This window comes from Thalassolituus sp. UBA2009 (assembly GCF_002335285.1).
GTDB lineage: Bacteria > Pseudomonadota > Gammaproteobacteria > Pseudomonadales > Oceanobacteraceae > Venatoribacter > Venatoribacter alkanivorans.
Window position 1 is genome coordinate 52,762 of sequence record NZ_DDCJ01000135.1, and the last position, 11,586, is coordinate 64,347.

The following is an 11,586-nucleotide window of genomic DNA, read 5'->3' on the forward strand; positions in this document are numbered from 1 at the left end:
CTGATTCTGGTAGAGCGCGCTTCGCAGAAAGCCATTGTTATCGGCGATGGCGGTTACCGTATCAAGCAGATTGGTCAGGAAGCCCGCAAAGATATGGAGCAGCTGTTCGACTGCAAAGTCATGCTCAAACTCTGGGTTAAAGTCAAAGCCGGCTGGTCTGATGACGAGCGTGCCCTGCGCAGTCTGGGTTACGACGACCGCATCGGTTAAGTCATGAAGACGCTGTTTGTACTGCAGCGTCAGCCCCTGCGGGAGCAGGAATGGCTGCTGGATATATTTACCGCAGAACAGGGACGGCTGAGCGTGGTTGCCGGGCGCAGTCAGCCACAACCTGATCTGCACCAGCGCTATCAGGGTGACTGGGCCCGTGCCGAAGACTGGCCGCAGTTACGCGGCCTGCGCAGTCTGCAAACTTACTCACTGCGGGGGGCTAACCTGTACTGCGGTCTGTACCTCGCTGAATTACTGGTGCGCTTATTACCACGCTATGAAGCTCAGCCAGAACTCTTCCTGACTTACGTCAGAACCCTCGAAGGTCTGCAGCATCCCGGTTTACCGGACCCCTGGTTACGCCTGTTTGAATATCAGCTGTTGCAGACGCTGGGATATGGTTTTTCCTGGCAACAGGATCGTGAGGGACGTCCGGTCAATGCTGCTGAATTCTATCGTTTTATTGCCCGTGAAGGCTTTGTGCGTTCGGATGCCTCCGTGGCTCCGGCGCTGAGGCAGCCGTTGTTCTCCGGTGAATATTTACTCGAGCTTGGACAAGGCCGGGCGCAGCGGCCACAATGCTGGGCGGCGGCCAAGCAGGTGCTGCGTTGTGCACTTGAAGACCTGCTGGAGCGGCCACTGATCAGCCGCGAACTGTTTCAGCCGGGCCGTTAAGCTCATCAGTATTATTAACATCATCCAGTAATGCCTGTTCAGACAAGAGGGAAGTCCCTGTGAAAAATGCTCAACGCGTCCTGCTGGGCGTGAATATCGACCACGTTGCCACCCTGCGTCAGGCGCGCGGCACCGTTTATCCCGACCCGGTCCAGGCGGCATTTCTGGCCGAAGAAGCCGGCGCCGATGGCATTACCATTCACCCGCGGGAAGACCGTCGTCATATTCAGACCCGTGATGTGTATGTGCTGGCCGAAACCCTGTCCACCCGTATGAATCTGGAAATGGCGGTTACCGATGCCATGCTTGAGCTGGCCGAGGAAGTTTGCCCGCCCTGTACCTGTCTGGTGCCGGAAAAGCGTGAAGAGCTGACCACCGAAGGCGGACTGGATGTGGTTGGTCAGGAAGCCCATATCCGTGCGGCGGTTGAGCGTCTGCAGGCTATTAACAGTGAAGTATCGCTGTTTATTGATCCGGATTTTGCCCAGATCGACGCCACGCTGCGTGTTGGCGCACCGGTGATTGAACTGCATACCGGCCGTTACGCCGATGCCAAAACCGAAGCTGAGCAACAGCTTGAGCTGAAGCGTATTCAGGAAGCCGCCGCCTATGCCCATGAACGTGGTCTGATTGTGAATGCCGGCCACGGTCTGCATTACCACAATGTGGAAGCCATCGCCGCGATTCCCTGCATGAATGAACTGAATATCGGCCATGCCATCGTTGCCCGGGCGCTGTTTGTCGGCCTGAAAGAAGCGGTTCGTGAAATGCGTGACCTGCTGGCTGCGGCCACACAGCGCGGCTGAGGGCTGTTGCCGTGGCCCATGCCGATGAGCTGAAACAGGTGCCGGGGGTGATTGCCATCGGCACCGACCTGCTCGACAGCATACGGATTCATCAGGCTGTTGAGCGCCATGGTGAGCGTTTTGTGCAGCGCATTCTGACGCCGGCTGAGCAGACGTTGTATCGCTCACGCGCCAATCCCCTTAACTTTCTGGCCAAGCAATATGCCGCCAAAGAAGCGCTGGCCAAAGCGCTGGGCACCGGCATTGCCAAGGGGGTGGGATTTCAGCAGCTGGAAATACTGCGCGATGAACTGGGGGCACCACAGGTATTGCTGCATGCCGCCGCCGCAGAGCGTTTGCGGGTTCTGGGCGGGCAGCGTGCGCTGGTCAGCCTGTCGGATGAAGGCGACTGGATTCAGGCCTTCGCCTTGCTGAGTTAAACGCTGCCGGGTCAGGTGCAGGAGGGTCAGGCGCTGGTGAATTGCTCGCTGCGTTTGCTGGCGGCTTCCGCCAGCGTGGTTTTCCAGTCGTTACTTTGTGCCCACTGCTGCAGATTGGCGACATCTTCCACCAGTTGCCGCATCAGCGTTGGCAGCTCCGCCTGGCGGTTGGCTTTTAATGCCGTTTCAAAAGTTTCCAGCGTGCTGCGCAGGCAGGGAACACCGCAGTAGCGGGTAGCGCCGTGAACCCGGTGAACCCGTTCCAGCAGGTCATCCATATCCTCTTCTTCCCAGGCATCCACGATGTGCTGCATATCCTGCTGCAGTGAATCCAGCAGCATGCGGAACATATCCTGCGCCAGATCGACTTTGTGGTTCGCATGGCGTAAGGCCGTTGCCGCATCAAATACCCATTCGCACTGACTTTTCGATGGCGGTGAGGCTTCAGCCGCGGCTGCCGGGCTGAGTGAGCGGTAACCGGTCCAGCGCTCAACACAGGCGGCTAGCTGCTCCTGACTGATGGGCTTGGTCTGGTAATCGTTCATGCCTGCTTTAATCAGGGCCTCTTTTTCATCGGCCATGGCATGGGCGGTGAGTGCAATAATTGGCAGTGTTCCTCTGCCTGGCAGGGTACGGATCTGCTCGGTGGCTTCCAGACCATTCATGCCCGGCATCTGAATATCCATAAACACCATATCGACGGTCTGTTGCTGCACGATATCAATTGCATCGCGGCCGCTGCTGGCGGCTGTCACATGAATGCCCAGCTCCTGCAGCAGGGTCACCACCAGTTTCAGATTGGCGCTGTTGTCGTCAACGGCCAGAACACAGGGTGGTTTCTGCGCCGAGGAATGGCTGCTGTTGCCGGGCTGGGCGTCACGGAATTCCGTTCCCTCGTTGCCGAGAGCCCGGCACAGCGCCTGATACAGGCGTTTATGCAGGAACGGCTGGCTGAGACTGCTGCTGGCGCCCTGTTGTTTCAGCTGCTCCAGATGTTCGTGGCTGACGCTGTCGATCAGGGCTATCAGGGGCAGCTCATACTGTGCCAGCTGCTGCATAAACAGGCGTTGCTGTGGGTCGTTGATGTGTTGACGGCTGACGGCAACGATCAGTGCCTGCAGTTCATGCTCATTGCTGTTCAGTAATTCCAGTAATTGCTGACGGTTTTCGCAGTCGTGGTGTTCAACCTGCCACTGATTGAGCAGGGCACCGGTATTCATCCGGTTCAGCAGCGAGGGCTCCAGCAGGGCGATATGCTGACCGCTCAGCAGGGGCAGGTTATTGACCGTCCCGGCATGCATACCTACCTGGATATGGAAGCTGAAAGTCGAACCGCGGCCTTCGTGACTGCTGACCAGTATCTCGCCGTGCATGGCTTCGACCAGAGCGCGGGAGATAATCAGGCCCAGTCCGGTGCCGCCAAACTGGCGCGCAGTACTGGCATCGGCCTGAGTGAAGGCATTAAAGATCTTGTTGATCTGTTCTTCGGACATGCCGATACCGGAGTCCTGGATTTCAAATTTGATGCTGGCGCGGTTATCTCCCTTGCTGATCAGCGATACGCGCACGCTGACGTTGCCGCGCTCGGTAAATTTGATAGCGTTATTGACCAGGTTGGTGAGTACCTGTTTAAGGCGCAAAGGATCGCTTTCGATCTGCAGCGGTACATCTGAATAAATCAGGTGGCTGAGTTCCAGTTCTTTCTGAAAGGCGGCCGGAGCCAGTACCGTCATCACATCTTCCAGAACATCGCGCAAATTAAAGCTGGTGTGCTCAATAATCAGCTTGCCGGCATCAATTTTTGACAGGTCAAGAATGTCGTTAATGATGTTCAGCAGATCGCCGGAGGATTTGCGGATGGTATCCAGATAGTCAGCCTGACGTTCATCCACATGAGTGCGCAGCAGCAGGTCACTGAAGCCGATAATACCGTTCAGTGGGGTGCGGATTTCATGGCTGACATTGGCCAGGAACTCTGACTTCATGCGGCTGGCTTCCAGTGCTTCTTTACGGCCGATGGTCAGTTCGCGGTTGCGGATTTCCATTTCATCCAGCGTTTCCTGCAGATCCTGTGTCGCCTGTTCCAGATTTTGCTGATGTTCGGTATTCACGCGCTGCAGTGCACTGGCCATGGCATTGATGCCTGAGGCCAGTTGCTGGAACTCGCCACCGCTGTTGATATGAATACGGCTTTCCAGCTTGCCGTCTTCCAGTTCGCCAATGGCTTTGACGATGCGCCCCATAGGCTCAGATACCTGACGGCTGAAGCGGATAGCCACAAAGGTACAGCTCAGCAGGGCCAGCAAAATAACGCTTAGCGAAGACGCAATATGCTGATAGCGCAACAGCAGGGTGTTGCTGTTTGACAGCTCCAGTTCGGCCCAGCCCAGCAGTTTGATCTGGCGGCTTTCTTCGGCATAGAACTGATCGGACAGCTGGTCAGGAATCACCAGGTTCTGGGCAAAAATCGGTGCCCGTACCCGGACCGACCCTTCGGTACGCAGCAGCTGTAACTGGTTAGCCTGCAGTTGTGCTGAGCCGATGCGCTCGGTCAGCATTTTCGGTCCGGCATGGGCCAGAATTTCCACATCCTGGTTATAGATGCTGACCGAGCGGACGTCCTTTTCTTCCAGCATGTTGTTAGCGATGTTCTGCAGAATACCGACATTGCCGGTCATCACGCCGTATTCACAGGTCGGAGCCAGCTGCTTGGCCATCGCCAGCGCACGCTGATCGAGCAGGTCATTCAGGTCGCGTGCACGCTCGGCCATAAAGAAAATACCGAGCACAACGGAAACAATAACGCCGGGTAGCAAAGCGAGAAACAGAATACGGCTCTGGATGGTCCAGTTTTTCATGCACACAACTTAAAGAAAGGTAAAGCCGTAGAGTAAAGGGCAGGCAGGATGGGTGCAATCGCAGCCTGCATTGCCGCAGCAGGACTGTGCGCTGGTATGCGCAGCGATATAACGAAATCACCAATTGATATTACGTTCAGGTGAGGTGCAAAGGTAAACTACGCGCTCTTTGGTTATAAGTAGAGATCGCCGTGACCGATATTCAGTACCCGACCATCGCCGACTGCGTGGGCAATACACCGCTGGTACGTCTGCAGCGTTTATTACCGGCAGACAGCAGCAATACCATTCTGCTCAAGCTGGAAGGTAATAACCCGGCCGGCTCGGTGAAAGATCGTCCGGCGCTATCCATGATTGAACGCGCCGAACAGCGCGGTGATATTCAGCCCGGCGATACCTTAATTGAGGCTACCAGTGGCAATACCGGTATCGCGCTGGCGATGGCGGCTGCCATTAAGGGCTACCGCATGATTCTGATTATGCCTGACAGTGCCACCATGGAACGGCGCTGGGCAATGGAAGCCTATGGCGCAGAACTGATTCTGGTCGACAGTGGTATGGAAGGTGCCCGCGATCTGGCGCTGGCGATGGAGTCGCGCGGCGAAGGCAAGGTGCTGAATCAGTTTGGCAATGGCGATAACCCCGAGGCGCATTATCACAGCACCGGGCCTGAAATCTGGGCGCAGACCGGTGGGCGCATCACCCACTTTGTCAGCTCAATGGGTACCACGGGAACCATTATGGGAACCTCACGTTACCTGAAGGAACAGAATCCGGCGGTGCAGATTGTTGGTCTGCAGCCGGAAGACGGTTCGGCTATTCCCGGAATCCGCCGCTGGCCGCAGGAATATCTGCCGACCATCTTTGATGCCCGTCAGGTGGATCTGGTGATGGACATCAGTCAGCAGGAAGCAGAGCACTGCATGCGCGAACTGGCGCGGCGTGAGGGGATTTTCTGCGGAGTTTCCTCCGGTGGCGCGGTGGCCGGTGCCCTGCGTCTGGCGCAAACGCTGGAAAACGCCACTATTGTTGCCATCATCTGTGACCGTGGTGACCGTTATCTGTCATCCGGTGTCTTTGCGCCTGAAAAGTGAGCGCTATGCAGCGGCTGATAACCGTCAGCCGCTGCGCGATGTGTTCCTCCCGGACCCTGGGCACCTCTGAATCATTCTGCACAGCTTCGCGTGAGTGTTGCAGAGTTATTCGGAGGTGCCCTTGAATCTTTTCCCCTTTGCCCCAATCTTGTGCGCCAGATACCGCGTCGCGTTGCCGCGCGGACGCATGAAAAGGAGTGCCTGGTGAAACCAGCAGATAAACAACGGCGCCTGACGCTGTCGGTGGATAACCTGACCTCGGAAGGGGAAGGGGTGGCGCGGCTGGGTCGCGATGTCTATTTCGTTCCCGGTGCTTTGCCCGGCGAAGAAGCCGAAGTGGTGCTCGATGGTCGCCGCCGTAAGGTGTGGCAGACCCGTTTGCTGAATCTGATTAAAACCTCCCCTGAACGCGTAACCCCCGACTGTCCGCATTACCAGCGCTGTGGCGGCTGTGATCTGCAGCATCTGGCTTATGACGCTCAGGTGGCCTTTAAACAGGAGCGCGTGGCGCGTGAGTTGAGCCGTCAGGGCGTTGAGGTGCCAGAGTGGTCGGCGCCGATTGTGGCTGAACCCTGGCATTATCGCCGCAAAGCGCGCCTCGGTGTGCGTTACAGCAAAGACAGCCGTGAGAACTTTGTTGGCTTCCGCGAAGCCTCGTCTGCGCATATCAGTAATGTTGACCGCTGTCTGGTGCTGCCCGAGCACCCGGCCCTCGACTGGGCAGCCTGGCGTGAACAGATTAACCGCCTTGATGCGCGGGCAGTCATTACCCAGATTGAAGCCATTGCCGCCGATAATGCGCTGGCACTGGTATTGCGCATTCTGAAGCCTTTATCGCCGGGCGATGAGAAAAAACTGTGCAGCTTTGCCGCAGGGCTCAATATTGATGGCCTGCTGCCGTTACAGCTGTGGCTGAAAAGCGAACGCGATGCGCCGCCACAGCTGTTATGGCCAGAACAGGCTGAGCCTTTGCATCATCAGGTTGATGATCTGGCATTGCGGCTGGAACTCAGCGACTTTGTGCAGGTCAATGGCGCGGTCAATCGTGCCATGGTGCAGCAGGCGCTGGACTGGCTGCAGCCCGGTGCCGATGAAGTTATCTGGGATCTGTTTGCCGGTCATGGCAACTTCAGTATGCCGCTGGCGAAACGCTCGCAGCAGGTACTGGCGGTGGAGGTAGAGCAAAGTATGGTAGACAGCCTGGCCGCCCAGGCGTCCAATCTGGCCTTACCTTTGCAAGCGATTCAGGCCGATTTAAGCGGCGCCGGTGGTCTGGCGGGTTTGCCTGAGCCGCAGGCGGTGCTGCTGGATCCGCCCCGCGCCGGAGCGGCCGGAGTAATGAACGAACTTATTGCATGCCGGGTGCCGCGCATTCTCTATGTGTCCTGCGATGCGGCAACTCTGGCACGGGATCTGAGTGTGCTGGCCGCGGCCGGTTATCAGGTCCGGCAGGCGGGAATTATGGATATGTTCCCGCAGACTCACCATGTAGAAACCATGGTATTACTGGAAAGAAAGGCTAAGCGTCATGGTTAAGGTCAGAGATGATCATCCGTTGTTACATGATGGATCGCTCGATGTTTCACGTTGGCTGGACAGCATCCAGCAGGCGTACGATGTAAAAGACCCGGAAACGCTCGGGCGCGCGCTGACACTGGCGAAACAGCTGTCAGACGAAGCCATTGCCAACCGCACCTACTGGTCAATCGACAGTGTGCAGATGGGTATTGAGATGGCGCAGATTCTGCTGGATCTGCGTCTCGATACCGAGTCGCTGGTGGCTGCCATTCTCTACCGTGCGGTGCGTGAAGGGCGTCTGGCCCTGCAGCGTGTGGAGCGCGATTTTGGCGCCGAAGTGGCCAAACTGATTGAAGGCGTGCTGCGCATGGCGGCGATCAGCGCAATCCAGAACTCGCGCGACGAAGTGGTGCTGGGCCAGCGTCAGGCACAGGTTGAGAACCTGCGCAAAATGCTGGTGGCAATGATCGATGATGTACGTGTCGCGCTGATCAAGCTGGCCGAGCGGACCTCGGCTATCCGGGCGGTGAAAGATGGCCCGGAAGACAAGCGCCGCAAGGTCGCCGAAGAAGTCTTCAATATCTATGCACCGCTGGCTCATCGTCTGGGTATTGGTCACCTGAAGTGGGAGCTTGAGGATCTGGCGTTCCGCTATATGCAGCCGGAGGCTTACAAAAAGATTGCCGGCCTGCTGGATGAAAAACGTCTTGCCCGTCAGGACTATATCGAAACCGTGGTACAGCGCCTGCGTGATGACCTGCTTGGTGCCGGCATCAAATGCGATGTCTATGGCCGTGCCAAGCATATCTACAGCATCTGGCGGAAGATGAGCCGCAAGAACCTCGATTTCTCGCAGATTTACGATATCCGCGCGGTGCGTATTCTGGTGCCGGAACTGAAAGACTGTTACGCCGCACTGGGCATTGTGCATACCCTCTGGCGTCATATTCCGAACGAATTTGACGACTATATCGCTAACCCGAAAGAGAACGGTTACCGCTCGCTGCATACCGCCGTGATCGGCCCTGAAGGCAAGGTACTGGAAGTGCAGATCCGTACCCACAATATGCACGAAGATGCGGAGCTGGGGGTTTGTGCGCACTGGCTGTATAAAGGCACCGACCTCAACGCCAAAGATCAGGGCTACGAGCAGAAAATTGCCTGGCTGCGTCAGGTGCTGGAATGGCACGAAGAGCTGGACGATCTGCCGGAGCTGGTGGGAGAACTGCGCGCCGACATCAACCCCGACCGCATTTATGTGTTCACCCCCGAAGGCCATGTGGTGGATTTACCGCCGCGCGCCACGCCGGTGGATTTTGCCTATCGCGTGCATACCGAAGTCGGTAATAAATGCCGTGGTGCCAAGGTCAATGGCCGTATTGTGCCGCTGACCTATCTGCTGAAAAACGGCGAGCAGGTCGAAATTCTGACCAACGCCAATGCGCACCCGAGTCGCGACTGGCTGTATCCGGAATCCGGTTATATTCACACCACCCGCGCGCGCGCCAAAGTGGCGCACTGGTTCAAGCTGCAGGCGCGCGATCAGAATATCGATGAAGGCCGCCAGCTGGTCTTGCGTGAGCTGGATCGTCTGGATCTGGTGAACGAACCGCTGACCGATGTCGCTAAAGACATGAATATGAAGTCGGTGGACGATATGTTCGCCGCCGTCGGTGCGGGTGATCTGCGCGTTGGCCAGATTGTGCATAACGTGCTGAAAAGAGCCGATACCGGCAACAGCCAGCAGGAACTGCCGCTGGCGCGTAAGCCGGAACACAGTGAGCGCCATGCCAAGGCCGACGATATTTATATTGAAGGCGTCGGCAATCTGCTGACTCAGCTGGCGCAGTGCTGCCAGCCAGTGCCGGGTGATGATATCCGTGGCTATATCACCGTGGGGCGTGGTGTGACCGTACACCGCAGTGACTGCGATAACCTGCTGCATCTTGAGGCGATGGAGCCACAGCGTCTGTTGCAGGTCAGCTGGGGCAATAAGCCGAACAGCACCTATCCGGTGGATATGCTGATTCAGGCCTATGACCGCACCGGTCTGCTGCGCGATGTCAGCTCGGTACTGGCGAATGAACGCATTAATGTACTGTCGGTGAATACCCAGTCCAATCAGGGTGAAAACACCGCTAATATGCAGCTGACGGTAGAAGTGGAAAGCCTTGAGCGCTTTGCCCGGCTGATGAGCAAAATTGCGCAACTGCCAAATGTGATTTCTGCCCGCCGGGTACGTGGAGGCCATGGCTCATGAGTTATGGCCTCGATGACCTGCTGTACCTGATGCGCCGTCTGCGTGATCCGCAGACCGGCTGCCCCTGGGATCTGAAGCAGGATTTTGCCACCATTCTGCCGCACACCCTGGAAGAAGCCTACGAAGTAGCCGACGCTATTGAACGTCAGGACTGGCCGCATCTGGAAGAAGAGCTGGGCGATCTGCTGTTTCAGGTGATTTTTTACGGTCAGATGGGCGATGAGCGGCAGTTGTTTAACCTCAACTCGATTATTCACCGTCTGGTGGAAAAGCTGATCCGCCGTCATCCGCACGTGTTTCCTCAGGGCACACTGCACAGCGAGCGGGACCCTTCGGTCAGCCCGCAAGAGGCAGAGATCAACGCCAACTGGGATCTGATCAAACAACAGGAAAAAGCACTCAAACCCGTAGCGCAGAATATGCCTTCCGGTTTACTGGCCGATGTCCCGGCCACGCTGCCGGCCCTTAACCGGGCGGTCAAATTACAGAAAAAAGCCTCAAAAGTGGGCTTTGACTGGCCGGATGTGCAGGGCGTGCTGGATAAAATCCGTGAAGAACTGGCCGAGGTTGAAGCCGAAATCAGCGCAGCCGACCCAGAGCGGCTGGAGCACGAAGTGGGCGATCTGTTATTTGCCGTCAGTAATCTGGCCCGACATTTAAAGGTGGATGCGGAAGTCGCGCTGCGTGGCACCAATGCCCGTTTCTGTTCGCGCTTCGCTCAGGTCGAAGCGCAGGTTGAACGCCTGGGCGGCTGGGACAACGCCAGCGCCGCCGAGATGGAAGCTGCCTGGCAGGCTGCCAAGCAGCAGGAAAAACACTGAAGCAGTACCGCTCAGTGTTTGCCTTTTTGCAGGCTGTTCAGATGCTTGCGGGTCAGCTGCAGGAATTGCGGTGTCGGCCCCACATCTTCAAATACCGGATACCCTTCTTCATCCTGAGCAACGACTTTATCCCCGGCAATATAAGGAAAACCGCTGGTCAGATCCGATAATGCTGCACTGACCAGATCGCGCAGAATGCGTTCTTTTGTGCTGCCGGGAAACATTTCTGCAAGTGCTTCAAGCCGGGCCGCATCTTTTACATTTAATGGCAATTCATAGCGGGCGGCGGTCAGCGGTTCACCGAATTCTTTTTCCCAGTGGCGTAATAATTCTGAGGCTTTCATCGGGCGTTCCTTTTTCTCTGGCTGTTTTATCAGAATAGAATGAAAAAAAGCCGCTGCCCTGTAACTGAACAAAGTGTTACCAAAATGCAGTGAAAGTCACCCTGCGTAACTCCTTGCTATCTGTCTGTTTTTCCGCACACTGAATAAAACGATCTGACAGGAGTAGGTATGAGTGCTACGGATGCTTTTGAATTGGATGCTTTGTTACGCGACAAAGTAAAACTGCTGGGCAACCTGCTGGGCAAAACGATCGAAAATCAATACGGCAGCAGTATGCTCAAACGTATTGAGGATATCCGTAAGCAGGCCAAAAAAGCCCGCAATGGCGACGATGCCGAACGCGACCGTTTACTGGCATTACTGAAAACCATGCCGGATGATGCACTGGTGCCGGTGGTGCGTGGTTTTAATCAGTTCCTTAATCTGGCCAATATTGCCGAACAGCAGCACGGTGCCAGCTGGCGGCGCAGTGATTTTCTGCACGATGATGTCGAGCAGATGTTCAGTACTTTACTGGCCCGTTTACAGCAGAAAGGCATCGCCGGTCTGAATCTCAGTCAGAAAGTCGCCGATGTGAATAT

The 11,586-nt window shown here is 56.4% G+C and carries 11 protein-coding genes; 9 read left to right on the forward strand and 2 right to left on the reverse strand.

The annotated features are described in order from the left end of the window. From B3P58_RS16130 to acpS, 4 genes are all read left to right on the forward strand, one after another. Positions 1-210, forward strand: a 210-nt coding sequence (locus B3P58_RS16130; RefSeq protein WP_286719036.1) for a KH domain-containing protein, incomplete at its 5' end; no start/stop codon positions are given. A gap of 3 nt (positions 211-213) precedes the next feature. Next, positions 214-885 (forward strand): DNA repair protein RecO, encoded by a 672-nt coding sequence (gene recO, locus B3P58_RS16135; RefSeq protein ID WP_286719038.1) that lies wholly within the window; start codon positions 214-216, stop codon positions 883-885. 59 nt (positions 886-944) lie between these two features. Continuing rightward, complete coding sequence (pdxJ, locus tag B3P58_RS16140) at positions 945-1,691, forward strand: pyridoxine 5'-phosphate synthase (RefSeq protein ID WP_286719040.1); 747 nt, start codon at positions 945-947, stop codon at positions 1,689-1,691. Positions 1,692-1,702: 11 nt separating this feature from the next. Then, positions 1,703-2,110 (forward strand): holo-ACP synthase, encoded by a 408-nt coding sequence (gene acpS / locus B3P58_RS16145; protein WP_286719041.1) that lies wholly within the window; start codon positions 1,703-1,705, stop codon positions 2,108-2,110. Between the two features lie 26 nt (positions 2,111-2,136). Here acpS and B3P58_RS16150 read toward each other — a convergent pair whose 3' ends face one another. After that, entirely contained in the window at positions 2,137-4,968 is a 2,832-nt protein-coding gene (locus tag B3P58_RS16150) for a response regulator (protein ID WP_145469173.1), read from the reverse strand. Positions 4,969-5,168: 200 nt separating this feature from the next. On the opposite strand from B3P58_RS16150, the gene cysM reads away from it, so the two are divergent. From cysM to mazG, 4 genes are all read left to right on the forward strand, one after another. Beyond that, positions 5,169-6,062 carry a cysteine synthase CysM gene (gene cysM / locus B3P58_RS16155; RefSeq protein WP_145469521.1) on the forward strand — a complete coding sequence of 298 codons (894 nt, stop codon included), beginning with the start codon at positions 5,169-5,171 and terminating at the stop codon, positions 6,060-6,062. A 204-nt stretch (positions 6,063-6,266) separates the two neighbouring features. Further along, positions 6,267-7,598 carry a 23S rRNA (uracil(1939)-C(5))-methyltransferase RlmD gene (rlmD, locus tag B3P58_RS16160; protein ID WP_286719043.1) on the forward strand — a complete coding sequence of 444 codons (1,332 nt, stop codon included), beginning with the start codon at positions 6,267-6,269 and terminating at the stop codon, positions 7,596-7,598. Continuing rightward, positions 7,591-9,840, forward strand: a complete 2,250-nt coding sequence (gene relA / locus B3P58_RS16165; protein WP_145469175.1) for a GTP diphosphokinase — start codon at positions 7,591-7,593, stop codon at positions 9,838-9,840. Before rlmD ends, relA begins: the two co-directional genes overlap by 8 nt. Next, a complete protein-coding gene (mazG, locus tag B3P58_RS16170; RefSeq protein ID WP_286719045.1) occupies positions 9,837-10,661 on the forward strand; it encodes a nucleoside triphosphate pyrophosphohydrolase in 825 nt (274 codons plus the stop codon). The genes relA and mazG overlap by 4 nt, the downstream gene beginning before the upstream one ends. A gap of 11 nt (positions 10,662-10,672) precedes the next feature. Here mazG and B3P58_RS16175 read toward each other — a convergent pair whose 3' ends face one another. Then, complete coding sequence (locus B3P58_RS16175) at positions 10,673-11,005, reverse strand: type 1 pili tip component (protein ID WP_225691535.1); 333 nt, start codon at positions 11,003-11,005, stop codon at positions 10,673-10,675. 168 nt (positions 11,006-11,173) lie between these two features. Here B3P58_RS16175 and B3P58_RS16180 point away from each other — a divergent pair. Further along, the coding region (locus B3P58_RS16180) for a phosphoenolpyruvate carboxylase (protein ID WP_286719047.1) at positions 11,174-11,586 on the forward strand (413 nt) is incomplete at its 3' end.

What these genes read in the sequence shown, in the direction of transcription:
- mazG (WP_286719045.1), top strand. Translation starts at nt 9,837, where the DNA reads ATGAGTTATGGCCTCGATGACCTGCTGTACCTGATGCGCCGTCTGCGT.
- recO (WP_286719038.1), top strand. Translation starts at nt 214, where the DNA reads ATGAAGACGCTGTTTGTACTGCAGCGTCAGCCCCTGCGGGAGCAGGAA.
- B3P58_RS16175 (WP_225691535.1), bottom strand. Translation starts at nt 11,005, where the DNA reads ATGAAAGCCTCAGAATTATTACGCCACTGGGAAAAAGAATTCGGTGAA.
- relA (WP_145469175.1), top strand. Translation starts at nt 7,591, where the DNA reads ATGGTTAAGGTCAGAGATGATCATCCGTTGTTACATGATGGATCGCTC.
- B3P58_RS16150 (WP_145469173.1), bottom strand. Translation starts at nt 4,968, where the DNA reads ATGAAAAACTGGACCATCCAGAGCCGTATTCTGTTTCTCGCTTTGCTA.